This is a genomic window from Marinactinospora endophytica, from assembly GCF_054780875.1.
In genome coordinates this window covers 262,751-279,455 of the sequence record NZ_BAAGVM010000003.1, presented here as the reverse complement: position 1 = coordinate 279,455, position 16,705 = coordinate 262,751, and the positions used below count along the sequence as shown (strand labels likewise).

At 73.7% G+C, this 16,705-nt stretch carries 13 protein-coding genes; 6 read left to right on the top strand and 7 right to left on the bottom strand.

The genetic code is table 11. The features are described 5' to 3' along the window. Window positions 1–201: 201 nt before the first annotated feature. The 4 genes from ACYVHU_RS07870 to ACYVHU_RS07855 all read right to left on the bottom strand — a co-directional run bounded on the left by ACYVHU_RS07870 (window position 202) and on the right by ACYVHU_RS07855 (window position 4,335). Window positions 202–360 (bottom strand): hypothetical protein, encoded by a 159-nt coding sequence (locus tag ACYVHU_RS07870; RefSeq protein WP_200813677.1) that lies wholly within the window; start codon window positions 358–360, stop codon window positions 202–204. A 67-nt stretch (window positions 361–427) separates the two neighbouring features. Continuing rightward, complete coding sequence (locus tag ACYVHU_RS07865; protein ID WP_078762635.1) at window positions 428–706, bottom strand: WhiB family transcriptional regulator; 279 nt, start codon at window positions 704–706, stop codon at window positions 428–430. A gap of 627 nt (window positions 707–1,333) precedes the next feature. Further along, window positions 1,334–2,251, bottom strand: a complete 918-nt coding sequence (gene tesB, locus ACYVHU_RS07860; RefSeq protein ID WP_078762634.1) for an acyl-CoA thioesterase II — start codon at window positions 2,249–2,251, stop codon at window positions 1,334–1,336. After that, entirely contained in the window at window positions 2,248–4,335 is a 2,088-nt protein-coding gene (locus tag ACYVHU_RS07855; RefSeq protein WP_078762633.1) for an ATP-dependent DNA helicase UvrD2, read from the bottom strand. Before ACYVHU_RS07855 ends, tesB begins: the two co-directional genes overlap by 4 nt. 271 nt (window positions 4,336–4,606) lie before the next feature. Between ACYVHU_RS07855 and ACYVHU_RS07850 the strand changes: the two genes are divergently transcribed. Both ACYVHU_RS07850 and ACYVHU_RS07845 read left to right on the top strand, forming a co-directional pair. Continuing rightward, window positions 4,607–4,864: a mycoredoxin gene (locus tag ACYVHU_RS07850; protein ID WP_078762632.1), complete on the top strand. Its 258-nt coding sequence runs from the start codon at window positions 4,607–4,609 to the stop codon at window positions 4,862–4,864. A gap of 76 nt (window positions 4,865–4,940) precedes the next feature. Further along, entirely contained in the window at window positions 4,941–5,426 is a 486-nt protein-coding gene (locus tag ACYVHU_RS07845) for an ANTAR domain-containing protein (protein WP_235001038.1), read from the top strand. A gap of 35 nt (window positions 5,427–5,461) precedes the next feature. Here the strand turns inward: ACYVHU_RS07845 and nudC are convergent, their stop codons facing one another. Next, complete coding sequence (gene nudC, locus ACYVHU_RS07840; RefSeq protein ID WP_078762631.1) at window positions 5,462–6,427, bottom strand: NAD(+) diphosphatase; 966 nt, start codon at window positions 6,425–6,427, stop codon at window positions 5,462–5,464. 59 nt (window positions 6,428–6,486) lie between these two features. Next, window positions 6,487–7,869, bottom strand: a complete 1,383-nt coding sequence (locus tag ACYVHU_RS07835) for a dipeptidase (RefSeq protein WP_078762630.1) — start codon at window positions 7,867–7,869, stop codon at window positions 6,487–6,489. A 259-nt stretch (window positions 7,870–8,128) separates the two neighbouring features. Between ACYVHU_RS07835 and ACYVHU_RS07830 the strand changes: the two genes are divergently transcribed. From ACYVHU_RS07830 to ACYVHU_RS07815, 4 genes are all read left to right on the top strand, one after another. Next, window positions 8,129–10,384: a histidine kinase gene (locus ACYVHU_RS07830; RefSeq protein WP_432938697.1), complete on the top strand. Its 2,256-nt coding sequence runs from the start codon at window positions 8,129–8,131 to the stop codon at window positions 10,382–10,384. 58 nt (window positions 10,385–10,442) lie between these two features. Continuing rightward, a complete protein-coding gene (locus ACYVHU_RS07825) occupies window positions 10,443–11,096 on the top strand; it encodes a response regulator (protein ID WP_078762628.1) in 654 nt (217 codons plus the stop codon). A gap of 107 nt (window positions 11,097–11,203) precedes the next feature. Continuing rightward, window positions 11,204–12,043 carry an alpha/beta hydrolase gene (locus ACYVHU_RS07820; protein ID WP_078762627.1) on the top strand — a complete coding sequence of 280 codons (840 nt, stop codon included), beginning with the start codon at window positions 11,204–11,206 and terminating at the stop codon, window positions 12,041–12,043. Between the two features lie 23 nt (window positions 12,044–12,066). Further along, a complete protein-coding gene (locus tag ACYVHU_RS07815; RefSeq protein ID WP_078762626.1) occupies window positions 12,067–13,335 on the top strand; it encodes an acyltransferase family protein in 1,269 nt (422 codons plus the stop codon). Window positions 13,336–13,354: 19 nt separating this feature from the next. Here ACYVHU_RS07815 and ACYVHU_RS07810 read toward each other — a convergent pair whose 3' ends face one another. After that, on the bottom strand, window positions 13,355–16,705 hold the full coding sequence (locus ACYVHU_RS07810) for an ATP-dependent helicase (protein ID WP_498947989.1): 3,351 nt from the start codon (window positions 16,703–16,705) through the stop codon (window positions 13,355–13,357).

Here is a 16,705-nt window from a genome sequence, read left to right as displayed (position 1 = left end):
ACGTCACACCGCCGATCGCACGACCGGCCTGTCCCCGTCCGGCGGGTCCGCGCTCCGGACCATCGACGGAGCAGACCGTGTCGTCGCCACCGCTCGGGCCACGCCCGCCCTCCCGGAAGAGCGCCTTGCACGCTCCCGGTCGCGATGTCCCCGAAACCGGACGGGCCGGCGCCCAAGGCACCGGCCCGTGTCACACCCGCGTCAACACAATCGCGAGAACCTCATTTCCATGAGGGCCCGCTCGGCACGACGCTGCTCGCGCAGTTGGACGCGGAGTCCTCGCGCGGTGAGCCGCTGGCGGCGGCGTTCGCGCTTGTCATCGACGGTCTTCTGCAGGTTGACGAGTTCGTGGAACAGCATGGGACTTCCTCACCTGGGGGTAGGGACGAGCGGATGGATCGGTGGCCCGAAGGGGCCGGAAGGCCGGCTAGGCGGCGACAGGCTGGGCGTCCTTGCGCGGACGGCCGCGCGGACGCTTGCGCGCCACGACCTGCCCGGCGACGAGGAGCTGTCCGCCCCACACGCCCCACGGCTCCCGCCGCTCCAGCGCGTCGGCCAGGCACTGTTCGCGTACCGGGCAGTCCGAGCAGACGGCCTTGGCCGCCTCGACATCGGCCGGCGCTTCCGCAAAGAAGAGGTCTGGTTCCCGACGGCAGGGGACCTCGGCCTCTGCGAGCCACGGGGTTTCCAGGACCGACGCGAGCATCGGTGTCCTCCCTGATTCTTGGTGTTACGCGGTAGGTGACAACGTCGACCGGATCGGTTTCCCGATCCGATGAGGGGGCGTTGACCTGCGGTAAGCCCCGGCGACCGGCTCCTCTGGCAAAGAGAAGACCCGGTGCGGGACACCAAAATGGCCGCGGCCCCTGTGTGGGGTTCCGCGGCCACGGGAGGAGTTCCCGGCCCTAGTGGATCAGGCCGGTGTGCTCCGTGGACACGTCAACCCCACGGCGCCCCAAGGGCGCGGGGATCGTGCGAGCGTGACTCCGTCGAGCTGGTGCGAGGATTCGCGAGAAGGCAGACCACCGCCGAAGCCCTGGAAGGTCTTGGAGAGATCAGCGCCATATCCGCACACACCATTGCCGCGCCGGGTAATGCCCCGAACAGACGCGGACAGCTCGAAAGCGAGAGTTATCGTGGTCATTTGATCGGAGCACCTCCTTCTTCAATCGGCCGCAGGGATCTTCTCCCGCGGCGGGCGCGAACTTGATGGGACAACCCTAGAGGGGTCGAACGAGAACCGGCAACCTATTTTTGACCTGGTGTTTTGTCCGTTACCGGCCGGAACCTGAGCGGCCGGCGCAACGTCGGGCGCCACGGCCGAGGGAGGGGATCACCCCCGCGGGGCGTCCTCGACCACGCGGATCAGCCCCTCCTGGACCACCGAGCACACCAGATCGCCGGCGCGGGTGTAGACGAGGCCGCGCGCCAGCCCCCGGGCCCCACCGGCCACCGGTGTCTCCTGGGCGTAGAGCAGCCAGTCGTCGGCCCGGAACGGCCGGTGGAACCACATGGCGTGGTCGAGGCTGGCCATGGAGATCCCCGAGAAGGAACGCCCGTGGGCCAGCAGCACCGTGTCGAGCAGGGTCATGTCCGAGGCGTAGGTCATGAGGCAGACGTGCAGCAGTGGATCGTCGGGCAACCGGCCGTCGGCCTTCAGCCAGACCAGGTTGCGCGTGGTCCGCAACTGTGGGTCGTGTTCGACCTCGAACGACAGGGGACCCGCCGGACGCAGTTCGATCGGATGCCAGGTGGCGAAGCGGGGAACCCGGCCGAACACCTCGAAGAGCCGGTCGTGCATGGTCGGCAGCTCTTCGGGCGGCGGGACGTCGGGCATCGGCACCTGGTGCTCCAGGCCGGGTTCGACGTGGTGGAACGACGCCGACAGCGCGAAGATGGCCTTGCCGTGCTGGACCGCGGTGACCCTGCGGGTGGTGAAGGAACGACCGTCGCGCACGCGGTCGACGGTGTAGACGATCGGCACCGCGGGGTCGCCGGGACGGATGAAGTAGGCGTGCAGCGAGTGGACGTGACGGTCGGCGGGAACCGTGCGACCGGCCGCCACCAGGGCCTGGCCGGCCACCTGTCCGCCGAAGACCCGTTGCGGTCCGCCGTCGGGGCTGCGCCCGCGGAAGATGTTCACCTCGATCGGTTCGAGGTCGAGGATGGAGAGCAGCCCCTGAAGGGTCTGTCCTCCCTCGGGGACCGGCGGGTTGTCCTCGCCGTCCCCCGGCGTCGTCGGCCCGGTCACTGCTCCTCCTCATGTCCCGCCGCGCCGGCGCGCGCCGGCTCCTCGCCCGCGCACAGCGCCAGCACGGCCTCACCGTAACGGTCGAGCTTGACCGCGCCCACACCGGATATGCGGGAGAGCTGGGCGGAACTGGTGGGCACGTGTTCGGCGATCGCCTGGAGGGTGGCGTCGGTGAAGACGACGTAGGCCGGGACCTTCTGCTCGGACGAGATGGCGCGCCGCCACTCGCGCAGCCGTTCGAGGAGTTCCTCGTCGTAGTCGGCCGGACAGCCGGCGCAGCGGCCGATCTTGCGTTCGACGGCCTCGGTGAGCGTCGCGCCGCAGATCCGGCAGCGCACGATCTTCGCCGACGCGCGTTCGGCACGCCGGCCGGCCAGCGACGGCGAGGCCGGGCGCAGGCCGTCGAGGAAGCGGGAGGGTTTGCGGGTCTTACGCCCGCCGGGGGAACGCGCGAGGGACCACGACATGGCCAGGTACTCGCGCGCGCGGGTGACACCGACGTAGAAGAGCCGGCGCTCCTCCTCGACCTGTTCGGCCGATTCGGCGTAGATGATCGGCAGCATGCCCTCGGTCAACCCGACCAGGAACACCGCGTCCCATTCGAGCCCCTTGGCCGAGTGCAGCGAGGCCAGCGTCACCCCCTCGATCTCGGGGGCGTGCTCGGTGGCGACGCGGTTCTCCAACTCGGTGACGAAGTCGGCCATGGTGGCGTCGGCGCGCTCGGCCACGACGTCCTCGGCGAGTTGGGCGAGGGCCGCCAACGCCTCCCACTTCTCGCGCGCCTGGCGTCCCTCGGGGGGCTGCGGGGTGAGACCGAGCGGGGCGAGGATGGCCCGGACGGTCTCGACCAGCGGGGCGTGGTCGTCGGCCCGGCTGGCGCCGCGCAGGGTGTGGACGGCGCCTCGGACCTCGGGACGGTCGAAGAACTGGGCGCTCCCCCGGACCGTGTAGGGGACCCCGAGGTCGGAGAGGGCCTGCTCGTAGGTGGCGGACTGGGAGTTGGTCCGAAACAGCACGGCGATCTCGCGGGCCGGTGTCCCGGACTCGATCAGGGCGGCGATTTTACGCGCGACCGACGTGGCCTCGGCGGGTTCGTCGTCGTATTCGGTGTAGGAGGGGTCGGGGCCGTCGGGGCGCTGCGCGACGAGCTGGAGCCGCTGGGCCGCGGCGGGTCCGCTGGCGTGTTCGAGCGAGGCGTTGGCGACCCGCACGACCTGCGGGGTGGACCGGTAGTCGCGGACCAGCCGCACCACCGTGGCGTGCGGGTAGGCCGCGGGGAACCCGGTGAGGTAGCCGGGGGTCGCCCCGGCGAAGGAGTAGATGGTCTGGTTGGGGTCGCCGACCACGCACACGTCGTCGCGGTCGCCCAGCCAGGCGTCGAGCAGGAGCTTTTGGAGCGGGTTGACGTCCTGGAACTCGTCGACGACGAAATAGCGGTACTGGGCGCGGATCTCCTCGGCGATCTTGGGGGAGTCGGTCAGCATCGCGGCCGTGAGTTCGAGCATCGACTCGAAGTCGAGGAGGTTGCGCTCGCGCCGGATCTCCTCGTAGGCGTCGTAGACGCGGGCGATGTCGCGCGCCTGGATCGGGGGCGTGCGCCCGGCCTTGTCGACGATGGCCTCGTAGTCGGCGGGGCGGGTCTGGGTGACCTTCGACCACTCGATCTCACCGGCGACGTCGCGCAGGCCCAGCCGGTCGAGCTGGAGTCCGCAGGCGTGCGCCGCCTCGGCCACCACGCCCAGCTTGCTCTCGATGAGCCGCGGTTTGGGGCCGCCGACCGCTTGTGGCCAGAAGTAGGAGAGCTGGCGCAACGCCGCGGCGTGGAAGGTGCGGGCCTGCACCCGGGGAGCGCCCAGCGAGCGGAGCCGTCCGCGCATCTCGCCGGCCGCGCGGACGGTGAAGGTCACGGCGAGGATCTGCTGTTCGGCGACGACGCCGCTGGCCACGGCGTAGGCGATGCGATGGGTGATGGCGCGGGTCTTTCCGGTGCCCGCCCCCGCCAGGACGCAGACGGGACCACGCACCGAGCGCGCAACCTCCTTCTGTTCGGGGTCGAGCCCTTCCAGCAGGCGGTCAGCGTCCATGTGCGGTCGTCTCCAATCCCCCCGGCCACTTAGGCCCCGGCGGCTACTCCTGCCCGGTCAGTCTCTCAAGTATCGGCGAGGCGGTGAACAGCGACGGCACCGGAGTCAGGGGCTGTGGACAACCCCACCGGGACAGCGGGGAACAAAGCGGGAACCGGGACACACCCGGCAGCGTCCCACCCTCCGACCTGATCACATCGGGGAAGCTCAGTACGGTTGCCGGTGTTGGTAGTAGGCGGCGAACGCCAGACCCGTGAGAAGGAGACCGCCCATGACCACCCCCACGACCGCGCAGATCACCATGTACTCCACCCCCTGGTGCGGTTTCTGCAAGCGGCTGAAGAGCCAGCTCGCCCGCGAGGGCATCGAGATCAATGAGATCAACATCGAACAGGACCCCCAGGCCGCCGAGTACGTGATGCAGGTCAACGGCGGAAACCAGACCGTTCCCACGGTCCTGTTCGCCGACGGTACGGCATTGACGAACCCATCGCTGTCACAGGTCAAGGAGAAACTGGCCGCGCAGTAGACGGACCCGCCGCTCGGCACCACCGGGCGGCGGCCCCGTCCTACCAGCCTTGGGGGCGAGGAACTTGGGGGAAGACGTGACGCCTGAGAGCCCGGTCGACAACGGGGGCGATATCGCCGTCGACACGATCCGCCGCACGCCCACCGGGTGGCGGGTCCACAGCGGTGAGGAGCTACCCGACCTGCTCGGCGCGATGGTGCTGGCCGACCTCCTCTACGCCGAGGAGGGGCCACGGCTGTCCCCTCCCCCCGCCCCGCCCAAGGCCGCGGTCCAGGCGTCGGAGACCGAACGGCTCCGGGTCACCGTGGCCCAGCTCGAACACGCCCTGGGCACCCGCGTCGTCATCGAGCAGGCCATCGGCGTCCTGGCCGAACGGCACCGGCTCTCGCCCCGCGTGGCCTTCGAACGCCTGCGTCAGGCCGCGCGCTCGCGTGGGCGCAAGGTGGCCGACCTGGCCCGCGAGGTCGTCGCCAGCAGCGCCGACCCGCTCATCCCGCTGCCCGCCGAGCTGGCCCGCGAGGGCGGCGCGGTCCGCGGCGGCTCCCGGCGACGACGTGGCTGAGCGGCGCCTGCCGTCCGCTCCCGTGGCGGGAGCGGTCACCAGGCGCCGGGCAGCTCACCGCCGTACCAGTGCTCGATGAGCCCGCGCGCGATCGACACCGGTCCCGGGAGCACCACCTCGCCGCTGTCGGCCGCGGCGTACAGCTCCTCGCGGGTGAACCAGCGGACCTGCTCGATCTCCTCGTGGTCGGTGCGCAGGGCCTGTCCCACCGCGCGGGCCGTGTACCCCAGCATCAGGCTGCGCGGGAACGGCCAGGGCTGCGACGCCAGGTAGCGGGGCTCGGCGACCGCGATCCCCACCTCCTCGGCGACCTCCCGGACCACCGCCTGCTCCAGTGACTCACCGGGTTCGACGAATCCGGCGAGCACCGAGTAGCGGCCGTCCGGCCACTGCGGGTTGTGCGCGAGAAGGCACTGTTCCGCCTCGCCCTGCCCCCGGTGGACCAGCATGATCACCGCCGGGTCCGTCCGCGGGAAGTTCTCCGCCCCCTCTCGTTCGCAGATCCGCACGTGCCCGGCCGCCGCGATCCTCGTGGGCGAGCCGCAGCGCGGGCAGAAGAGGTGGGTGGCGTGCCAGTTGGCGAGCGCGACCGCGTGGGTGAGCAGGCCGGAGTCGCGCGGCCCCAGGAGCGCGCCGACCTCGCGCAGCGACGTCAGCTCGGTCCCCTCGGCCTCCTCCAGCTCCACCCCCGCCTCGGCGCGGACCGCGAAGTAGGCGCGGCCCTCGTCGTCGACCCCGAGGAGGTAGCGCTCCCCCTCGGGGGCCAGTTCCGGCGTGGTGAAGACCAGTTCGGGTTCTTCGGCGTCGGAGGTGACCAGGGCGCGGGACTGCTTGGCGAGCAGGGCCCGCCAGCCGTAGGTCTGCGGTTCCCCGCGTTCCAGGACGAGGACGCGCGTGTCCGGCGACGCCCAGGCCTCGGCCAGCCAGGTCTCGTCGGTGCGGCGGTGCCCCGCCAGGTCGATCGTGCCGCGCGACAGGGCCGGGGCGGGTGAGGATGTCATGCTGCCTTCCAGATGGACGGGGCCCGCCGGGCGTCGCTCCGCCCGGCGGACGGGGTGTTTCAGGCCCGCGCCTGCGCCGCGAGGCCGTCCCACATGTAGGCGATGGCCTCGGCTCCCTTGAGGAGGAGCGGGATCTCCACCTTCTCGTTGGGCGCGTGGATGCGGTCGTCGTCGAGGCCGACCGCGACGAAGACCAGCGGCGCCGCCAGGATCTCGGCGATGTCGGCCTCGGGGCCGCTGCCGCCCTCGCGGGTGAACAGCACCTCGGTGCCGAACGCGCGGCTCATCGCGTCGCGGGCGACGCGCACGCCCACCGAGTCCAGGTCCGAGGCGCAGGGGCGCACGCCGGGGCCGCCGAACTCGATCGAGACGCGCAGCCCCCGCGGGAGGTTGGCGGTGACGTAGTCGCGGACGCACTGCTGGACGCGCAGCGGGTCCTGGTCGGGGGCCAGCCGGAAGCTGACCTTGGCGTGCGCGGAGCGGGGCACGATGGTCTTGGTGCCGGCGCCGGTGTGCCCGCTCCACATGCCGTTGATCTCGGCGGTGGGACGCACCCACAGGCGTTCGAGGGTGGAGTAGCCCTCCTCGCCGGCGACGGCGGCGCTGCCGGCCGTGCGCAGCCACTCCTCCTCGTCGAAGGGGAGGCGCGCGATCAGGTCCCGTTCCCGCTCGGAGATCTCCACGACGTCGTCGTAGAAGCCGGGGATCGCGATGTGCCCGTCGGCGTCGTGCATTCCGGCGAGGAGGGCGGCGAGTTCGCGGGCGGGGTTGGGCACCGCTCCGCCGAAGGAGCCGCTGTGCAGGTCCGTCGCCGAGCCGTACACGTCGATCTGGCAGTCGGTGAGGCCGCGCATGCCCACGCACATGGACGGGGTGTCGGCGGACCACATGGTGGTGTCGGAGATGACGACGACGTCGCAGGCGAGCCGGTCGCGGTGGCGCTTCAGCAGTTCGGCGAAGTTCGGCGAGCCGGACTCCTCCTCCCCCTCGACCAGCAGCTTGATGGTGACGGGAGGCGCGGAGGCGCCGGAGGCGGCGAGGTTGGCGCGCAGGCCCAGGGTGTGGAAGAGCACCTGCCCCTTGTCGTCGGAGGCCCCGCGACCGACGAGGCGGTCGCCCTGCTCGACCGGGGCGAAGGGGTCGGTGTGCCACTCCTCCCGCGGTTCGACCGGCTGCACGTCGTGGTGGCCGTACACGACCACGGTGGGGGCCGTGGGGTCGGCCGCCGGCCACTCGGCGAAGACCGCGGGCATGCCCGCGGTCTCCCAGATCTCGACGGTCGGGAAGCCGGTGGCGGTCAGGTGGTCGGCCAGCCAGGCGGCCGAGCGGCGGACGTCGCCGTGGTGGGCGGGGTCGGCCGAGATCGAGGGGATCGACAGCCATTCCTTGAGCGCGGCGACGAACTCGTCGCGGTGTTCTTCGATGTAGGTGCGCGCTTCCATTTGGCGGACCGACCCCTTCCGTACTTTTCTGTTGACCATAAATGAGCCTAATGCCGTTCCGTCCCATTCTCGGCCCCCGCGTCCGGCACGGCGGGCCCGACGTCGCCCCCGGAACGGGGCCTCGCCCCGGGGATCCGCGTGGAAGGGCGCCGCGCGACCTAGGGTGGGCGCGTAACACGGTCGATCCTGCGGGTGGGTGATGGGCGGAGGAACGGTCCCGCCGGACGGCGGGGAGGACGGGAGGCGGTCGGCCCCGCCCGTGGACACGGCGCGCCGGGCGATCCGCGCGCTGCGCGCGGCGGCGTGGGCGCCCACCTCGGAGGTGGCGTGCCTGCCCGCGCCGGACCCGCCCGGCACCGACCCCGTGCTCGGCGGCGTCTGCGCGGGGATCGCCGAACGCCGGGGGTGGCGACCGGGCGCGGTGCGGTTGGCGACGGTCCTGCTGGTGCTTCCGGCGCTGCTCTACCCGGTGGCGTGGCTGGTGCGTACGGCCGGGCCGGCACCGGCGGGCGGCCGGGGGCGGGCGAACCGGCAGCTGTTCCTCACGGTCGCCGCGGGCGTTCTGGCCCTCTTCTCGGCGGTGCAGCTCATCGACTTCGGCCTCCCCGAGATCCGCGCGCTGCTCGCGGGCCTGTTCCTGGGATCGTCCCTGCTCACCCTCCCCCGGTCGGCCCTGCTGACCTGGCGGTCGATGACCGTGGGCGTGGTGGCCGTGCTCCTGCTGCTGTGGGGGGCGGGCGCGACCGGCGTGGACGTCCCCTTCCCCGTCGCGGTGATCGTCGCCTACCTGCCCGTGCTCTACGCGGTGGCGGCGCGCCACCCGCGTCCGGTGGTGGTCGCCGTCGGCGCCTGGACGCTGGTCCTCGTCCTCCCCTGCTACACGCTGCTGTTCGCGGCGCCGCCCGCTGCGGTCGTGTGGACGTCGGCGGTGCTGGTCGGTGTGCTGGTCGCCGGCGACAACATGCGGGTGCGCCGCGAGGAGACGGGCATCTCCCGGGGGACCGTCCGGGCGCACCGGCCGCCCCGCGCCCCCGTCCCCCTGTGGGACGGGGTGCTCGACGCCGTGTGGCGGCCCCTGCCACGGCCGGAGGTGACGCTGCGGCTCCCCCGAGGACCGGTCCGGCCGCTGGAGGGGCGCCTGGTCGCCGGCGTGTGCCGCGCCCTGGCCGGAGGACGCTCCCCCCGGGCGCTGACCGCCGTGCGCGCGCTGTTCGCGGTCCCGCTGTGGGCCGTCGTCGGCGTCCCGCTGTACCTGCTGCTGTGGTTGCTGCTGCCCGGGGAGCGGCCCCCGGGCGAGGACCCCGAGGAGCGGCGGGACGCTGTGTGGGCGCGCCGGTCGGCCGCCTGGTTCCTGCTGTTCGGGCTGGGCGCCGCGACGGCCTCGACCGCCGCCGTGCAGGCCACGGGGATGCTGGGCCTGCCCGTTCCCGTGGCGGTGGTGTCGGGCCTGGTCACCGGGATGCCGATCGCGCTGCTCCCCCGTTCGCCGCTGCTGGCCTGGAGGTTCATGGCCGGCGGCCTGCTGGCGACCCTGGTGGCCTACGCCCTTGTGGGGACCTCCCTGCCCCCCAGCGTGCCCGGGGGGATGTCCCCCACCGTGCTGTGGCCGTGGCCGATCGCCGTCCTGCTCGCGCTGGTCCCGGTCCTGTACCTGGTGGCGCTGGCCTATCCCGGCAGGACCACGGTCGGGGTCGGCGCCGTCACCGTGGTGGCCGACATCTTGTCGGCGTGCCTGTTCGTCGCCGCCCCGGTGGCGCAGGCGCTGTGGATCTCCGTCGCGGTCGTCGGGGTCCTCGCCTTCGGCCACAACGTCCGCGGCCGGCGCGCGGCCCAGCGCGACCTCGCCCAGGAGAGCGCGCTGCGCCGCCGGGACCGGGCCCGCCAGGCCGTGCTGGAGGAGCGTTCGCGCATCGCGCGGGAACTCCACGACGTCGTGTCCCACCACATGTCGATGATCGCCATCCAGGCGGAGGCCGCCCCCTACAAGTACCCGGACCTGTCCCCGGCCGCCGCGGGCACCTTCCACACGATCCGCGACGCCGCGCGCGAGGCGCTGGTGGAGATGCGCCGGGTCGTGGGGCTGCTGCGCGAGGAGGCCGAGGACGCCGAGCGCGCGCCGCAGCCGGGCCTGTCCGACATCGGCGACCTGGTCGAGGGCGCCCGGCAGGCCGGGGTGCCGGTGCGGGCGCGCGTGTCCGGGCTGTCCGCCGAACCCTCCGAGACCGTGGGCCTGTCGGTGTACCGGATCGTGCAGGAGTCGCTGAGCAACGCCGGCCGCCACGCCCCCGGCGCGCCGGTGCGGGTCACAGTGGAGGAGGACGACGGCCAGATCGTGGTCCGCGTCGTCAACGACGCGGGGGGACCGGGCCCGCGGCCGGCCGCCGACGTGGGCGGACACGGTCTCGTGGGCATGCGCGAGCGGGTGGCGATGCTCGGCGGGACGCTGCGCGCCGGTCCGCTGCCGGAGGGCGGGTTCGAAGTGGTCGCGCGGCTCCCCATGGACGGCGGGGAGTGAGCCGGCCGGTCCGCGCCGGAGTCCGCGCGGCCCGACCCCGCGCACTAGGCTGAACGCCGTGCCCATCACCGTCATCGTCGCCGACGACCAGGCCATGGTGCGCGACGGCATCGCCACGCTGCTCGACGCCGCCGCCGACATCGACGTCGTGGGGCAGGCCGCCGACGGCCGTGAGGCCGTCGACCTGGCCCGCGAGCACCGTCCCGACGTGGTCGTCATGGACGTGCGCATGCCGGTGCTGGACGGCCTGGCCGCCACCCGCGAGATCACCGAGGCGGACGGGACCGGCCCCCGGGTGCTCGTGCTGACGACGTTCGACCTGGACGAGTACGTCTACGAGGCGCTGGGCGCCGGCGCGAGCGGCTTCCTCCTCAAGGACGCCCCGGTGGAGGACCTGCGGACCGCCGTGCGGGTCGTGGCCCGCGGCGACGCGCTGCTCGCCCCGTCGGTGACCAGGCGGCTGATCGGCGACATCGCCCGGCGTCGGCGCGAGCGCATCCACGCCCGGCCGCAGGCGTTCGACCAGCTCACCCCACGCGAGGTGGACGTGCTGCGGCAGATCGCGCGGGGCCTGTCCAACGCCGAGATCGCCACGGAGCTGTTCCTGTCGGAGCAGACGGTCAAGACCCACGTCGGGCGGATCCTGATGAAGCTGGGGCTGCGCGACCGCACCCAGGCCGTGGTGTTCTGCTACGAGAATGGGCTCGCCTGACCCTCGGTCACCCGTGAGGGTGAGGGTCCCTCACCCTCACGGGTGACCCGCCGACCCCCTCCACGAGGGGACGACCGGGCGGCCTCCCGATTCCTAGCGTCGGGGCCATGACTACACGCCTGCTCACCCTGCTGGCGGCCGTGGCGGCCTTCCTGGGATGCGGTGCCGCCTGGCTGCGCCCGGCCGCGCCGGCCGACCCCGTGGAACCGCTGCGCTATGAGGCCCGGACGGTCGGGGGACGCCTGCTGCTCGCCGACGACCCCGAGGGCGGGCGGATCGTCGAGGTGCTGGGCGACCTCGACGGCGCCGACGCGGTGGCCGTGATCGTGCCGGGCAGCGGCCAGAACCGCGACGTCTTCCGCGACAATCCCGAACATCCCGGCACCGCTCCACTGGCCAACGCGCGGGCCCTGTGGGAGGAGCTGCGCCGGCAGCGTCCCGGGGCCGAGGTGGCGGTGGTGGCGTGGCTGGGCTATCGGGCTCCCCAGGACGCCTTCCCCGACGCGGTGACCCTGGTACCCGCCCGTGAGGGGGCGCGGGAGCTCGCCCGGTTGCGCCGGGAACTGCCCGCCGACGCCCGGGTCAGCCTGGTCTGCCACAGCTACGGGGCCGTGGTGTGCGGTCTGGCCGCGCGGGAGGCGGGGGTCGCCGACGAGGTGGTGGCCCTGGCGGCGCCCGGCCTGGGGGTGGGCTCGGTCGCCGACGTGCGGGCGCGGGTGTGGTCGGTGCGCGCTCCCGACGACTGGATCCGGTTCGTCCCCTCGCTCTCGCTCGGCCCGATCGGCCTGGGCGCCGATCCGATGGCCCCGGATTCGCCGGCCCGGGTGGTCGCCTCGGGGCCGATCAGTGGGCATGAGTCCTACTACCAACCGGGAAGCGAGTCGCTGGCGAACGTGGCGCGCGTCGTGCTCGGCGACCTCTCCTCGGTCACCCCGGCCCGCTCGTGACCGCCGCGAAGGGGGAACCGCCGATGCCCTGCCGGCGCGGTACCGGCGCCCGGGGCGCCCGTTCCGGCGTCCGGGCGCTCCTCCACGGCGTGGTGGAGCGGATCGGGCGGGCCACCCCGACCGGGCGGGAACGCGCCGTCGACGGGATACGGGCGTTCGCCGTCTGCTGCGTGGTGTCCGGCCACTGGCTGGTGACCGCGCCGGTGGTGTGGGCCGACGGCGGGCTGCGGGTGGCCAGCCCGCTGCGGGACATGCCGGCCCTGGCGCCGCTGAGCTGGATCTTCCAGGCGCTGGGCCTGTTCTTCCTGGTGGGCGGCTACGTGTCGGCGCGCGGCCTGGCCCGGGCGCGGGAGCGTGGGAGCACCACCGGCGCCTGGGTGCGGGCCCGGGTGGTGCGACTGACCCGTCCGCTGGTGTTCACGGCGGCGGTGTGGGGGGTGCTCACCGGGCTGTTCGCCGCGGCCGGCGTCGCGGACCAGACGCTGCGCACCGCGGCCCTGCTCGTCGTGCAGCCGATGTGGTTCATCGTGGTGTACGCGGCGATCACCGCGTCGACCTCCGTGGTCGTGGCCGCGGACCGGCGTTGGGGGCTCGCCGCCGTCGTGGCGCCGCTCGCGGTCGTGGCGGCGGTCGACCTCGCCCGTTTCGGTCCCTGGCGGGAGGCCGTCCCCGCCTGGGTGGGTCTCCTCACGATCCTGCCGGCCTGGCTGTTCTCCTACCAGGTCGGCGTGGCGTGGGCGCGGGGCGGGGTGGGCCGCCGCGCGGCGTGGACGCTGCTGGTGGTCGGCGCGGCCGGCCTGGTGGTGCTGGTGGGGCCGCTGGACTACCCGGTGAGCGCGGTGGGGGTTCCCGGCGCCGAACGCGGCAACGCCAACCCGCCGTCGCTGTTCGTCCCCTCGCTGGCCGCGGCGCAGATCGGGGTGGCGGTGCTCGCGCGCGAACGGCTGGAGCGGCTGCTGCGCCGTCCGCCGCTGTGGGCCGCCGTGGCCGCGCTCAACCTGGCGGCGATGACGGTGTTCTGCTGGCACCAGGGCGTGCTGGTGCTGACGGCGACCGCGGCGTCGGGCGTCGGCGTGGTACCGGGGCTGACCTCCACGCCGTCGGGGCCGGAGTGGATCGCGGCCCGCCTGTCGTGGCTGCCGGTGCTGGCCGCGCTGCTGGTGGCGGTGACGGTGGCCGCGCGCCGGTTCGAGGGGCCGTGGGAGCGCACCGTCCTGGGCCGGGCCGGGCCGCGCGCGGTGGTGGCGCTGGCCGCCGTGGGGTTCACGGCGTTCGCCCTGGTGGTGATCTGAGCGGTCGGGCGGGCACGGGTCAGGCGTCCACGTCGGGGACCCGCTCGATGAGCGCGGCCAGCCCCTCGGCGTCGAGGAGGTCGGCGGGCCGGACCGTCAGGCCGGCGCGCACGTAGTGGAACGCGGCGCGCACGTTCTCCAATGGGACGTCGCGAATGCGCGACCAGGCGAGACGGTAGGCGGCGAGCTGCACCGCCACCGCCCGCCGCTCCCGCTCGGTGCCGGGCGGGCGTCCGGTCTTCCAGTCCACGACGTCGTAGTGGTCGCGTTCGCTGTCGTGGAAGACCGCGTCCATCCGGCCCCGGATGAGCCGGTCACCGATGACCGTCTCGAACCTCACCTCGACGTCGAGGGGGACCCGGCCGGCCCACTCGCTCTCCTCGAACAATCGACGCAGCTCCGCCAGCTCCTCGTCGCCCCCGGCGGTCTCGTCAGCGGCGCCCGGCAGCTCCTCGGGGCCGATCAGGCTGTCCTGGCCGAACCGCTGCTCCAACCAGGCGTGGAACGCGGTGCCGCGGCGGGTGTGCGGGGCGGGCGGGCGGGGCATCGGGCGGCGGATCCGGCGCGCCAGCGCGGCCGGGTCGCGGGCGAGGGTCACCAGGGAGGACACCGACAGGTGCGCGGGCAGCTCGACCGGGATGGTGCCGTCGGAGGGCTCGTTCGCGGCGTGCTCGGCCAACAGCAGCTCGGTGTCACGCGCCCACCCCTCCAGGCGGCGTCGTATGGCCGGTGGCAGTTGGGCGCGGTCCAGGCTCTCCAGCCACCTGGCCCCCTCGCCCTCCCCGGCCCGCCGGACGAGTTCGGCGCCGGCGACGATGCCGCGGTGGCGTTCGGCGCTCGCGCCGTCGTAGTCGGCGGGGGTCTGCGGCCAGGACACCGGGACGACCTCGGCCAGGTTGGGGTTGGTCTCGTCCTCCTCGGGCGGCGGCGCCCATTCGGCGACGCGGCCGGCGCCCGCCTCGCACACCGCGCGGACCTCCTCCAGGAAGATCGAGGGGCCGCGCGGCGTGGTGCCGCTGCTGCCCCACCAGTGTCCGGTGCACAGCAGCGCGTAGGAGGCGCGGGTGACCGCGACATAGGCCAGCCGCCGCTCCTCCATGAGATGGCGCGCCTCGTCGGCCTCGACGAAGGCGGTGATGCTCTTGGGGTCGACATCGTGGAGCTTGGGCAGTCCCGCGGCGTCCCCGCGCAGCGGGAAGGGGAGCTGCCGCTCGTTGTTGATCCACGCGCCCTTGCCCCGCGGCTTCCCGGGGAACAGGGGGTGCTTGCCCCCGCACAGACCGGGGACGACCACGATCGGCCACTGCAGTCCCTTGGCCGCGTGCATGGTCATGAGCTTGACCGTGTCGGCGCCGCCGACCCGCTCGCCCGGCTCCAGGCCGTTCTCGGCGTCCTCGGCGGAGCGCAGGAAGGCCAGGAAGGCGCCGAGTGTCGGATCGTCGCTGTTGCCGACGAACCGGACCGCGGCGTCGATGAAGGCGTCCAGGTCGGCACGCGCGGCGATCGGGTCGCGCCCCGGCCGCGCGGCGACCTCGATGTCCAGGCCGAGGACCCGCTCGACCTCGCCGATGAGGTCGGGCAGCGGCTGGGCGACCAGGCGGCGCAGGGCGGCGAGTTCGGCGGCCAGCTCCGTCAACCGGGCGTGGCCCGTCGCGGAGTAGGCGTCGGCGGGGCCGAGGTCGTCCAGGGCGTCGACGAGGCTGCCGCTCTCGGCGGTCAGGTCCACGACGGTCTGGCGCAGCAGGTCGGTGCGCGGCGGCTCGGCCCCGTCCTCCCCGTCGCGCAGGTCGCGCCGGGTCTCCCTGGCGAGCCGGGCCGCGCGTTCGCCCAGGGCCACCAGGTCGCGGGGGCCGATCCGCCAGCGCGGGCCGGTGAGCAGCCGGGCGAGCTCGTTGCCCGCGGCCGGATCGTGCAGGACCCGCAGGGTCGCGACGATGTCGCGCACCTCGGGCACCGTCATGAGCCCGCCCAGGCCGACCACCTCGACGGGGATGCCGTGCCGCTCCAGCGTCTCGCGCAGCAGCGGGAACTGTGACCGTTTGCGGCACAGGACCGCGATGTCCCCCGGGCTAACGCGCCGGGGTCCCTCCCCCTCGGGCCACTCCCGCCCGTCGGGGGCGAACCGTTCGGGCGTCTCCAGGGCGGCCTGGAGGGTACGGGCGATCCACTCGGCCTCGTCGGACTCGGTCGGCAGCAGCGCGCAGGTGACCGCGCCCCGGCCGCGCCGGGCGGGTCCCGGGTGCAGCACCGGCACGTAGGACGCCTCGGCGCGCAGGTCGGCGGAGATCCGTTTGGCGACCTCCAGGACCCGCTCCCCGTTGCGGAAGCTGGTGGCGAGCTGGCGGACCGGCGCGGGGCGGCCGGGGGACTCGGGAAAGTCGGTGGGAAAGCCGGTGAGGTTGCCGGAGCTGGCCCCACGCCAACCGTAGATGGACTGGCAGGGGTCGCCCACCGCGGTCACCGGGTGCCCGTCGCCGAACAGCGCGCGCAACAGGACGAGCTGGGCGTGGCTGGTGTCCTGGTACTCGTCGAGCAGGACCACGTGGTAGCGGCTGCGCTCGATCATGCCGACCTCGGCGTGGCGCTGGGCGATGCGGGCGGCGAGGGCGACCTGGTCGCCGTAGTCCATGACCTCGCGGGCGGCCTTCTCGCGGGCGTAGCGTTCCACCAGGGGCAGCAGCTGCTCGCGGCGGCGCTGCGTCGCGAGCACGTTACGTGTCTTGGCCGTGATCCTCTTCAGCGTCTCGGCGCGGCCGTGCAGCCACTCGCCGACGCCACGCACGTCATCGGGGGCGCGCAGGTGCTCGGAGAGCTCGCCGGCCAGGGCCAGCATCCGTTCGGTGACCGTCGCCGGCGTCGCGTCGATGGCGTCCATCGGCCCGTTGTAGGAGGACACGATGCGCGAGGCGAGCTGCCATGTCTGGGCCTGGCTGATGAGCCGCGTCGAGGGTTCGACGGCCTCGCGCAGCGCGTGGTCGCCGACCAGCCGCGCGGCGTAGGCGTTGTAGGTGGAGACGGTGGGCTCGCCGTCGAGGACCTCTGCGGGCACCTGCTCGGTGGCGCGCAGCTGTTCCAGCCGTTTACGGACACGTTCGGCGAGTTCCGCGGCGGCCTTGCGGGTGAAGGTGAGACCGAGGACGTTCTCGGGGCGGACCCGGCCGTTGGCGACCAGCCACACCACCCGCGCGGCCATCGTCTCGCTCTTGCCGGACCCCGCGCCGGCGACGACGACGCCGGGGCCGAGCGGCGCGGAGATGACGGCGGCCTGCTCGGCGGTCGGCTCGGGCTGGCCGAGCAGCCGGGCGAGCTCGGCGGGGGTGAGGTCACGGCCGCGTGGGGCCGTGGTCGGCTCGGTCTCGTTGTCGGACAT

Excerpts from the sequence above, each read along its gene's own strand:
- nudC (WP_078762631.1), bottom strand. The coding sequence starts at position 6,427 with ATGACATCCTCACCCGCCCCGGCCCTGTCGCGCGGCACGATCGACCTG.
- ACYVHU_RS07810 (WP_498947989.1), bottom strand. The coding sequence starts at position 16,705 with ATGTCCGACAACGAGACCGAGCCGACCACGGCCCCACGCGGCCGTGAC.
- ACYVHU_RS07835 (WP_078762630.1), bottom strand. The coding sequence starts at position 7,869 with ATGGAAGCGCGCACCTACATCGAAGAACACCGCGACGAGTTCGTCGCC.
- ACYVHU_RS07820 (WP_078762627.1), top strand. The coding sequence starts at position 11,204 with ATGACTACACGCCTGCTCACCCTGCTGGCGGCCGTGGCGGCCTTCCTG.
- ACYVHU_RS07850 (WP_078762632.1), top strand. The coding sequence starts at position 4,607 with ATGACCACCCCCACGACCGCGCAGATCACCATGTACTCCACCCCCTGG.
- ACYVHU_RS07870 (WP_200813677.1), bottom strand. The coding sequence starts at position 360 with ATGCTGTTCCACGAACTCGTCAACCTGCAGAAGACCGTCGATGACAAG.
- ACYVHU_RS07865 (WP_078762635.1), bottom strand. The coding sequence starts at position 706 with ATGCTCGCGTCGGTCCTGGAAACCCCGTGGCTCGCAGAGGCCGAGGTC.
- ACYVHU_RS07855 (WP_078762633.1), bottom strand. The coding sequence starts at position 4,335 with ATGGACGCTGACCGCCTGCTGGAAGGGCTCGACCCCGAACAGAAGGAG.
- ACYVHU_RS07815 (WP_078762626.1), top strand. The coding sequence starts at position 12,067 with ATGCCCTGCCGGCGCGGTACCGGCGCCCGGGGCGCCCGTTCCGGCGTC.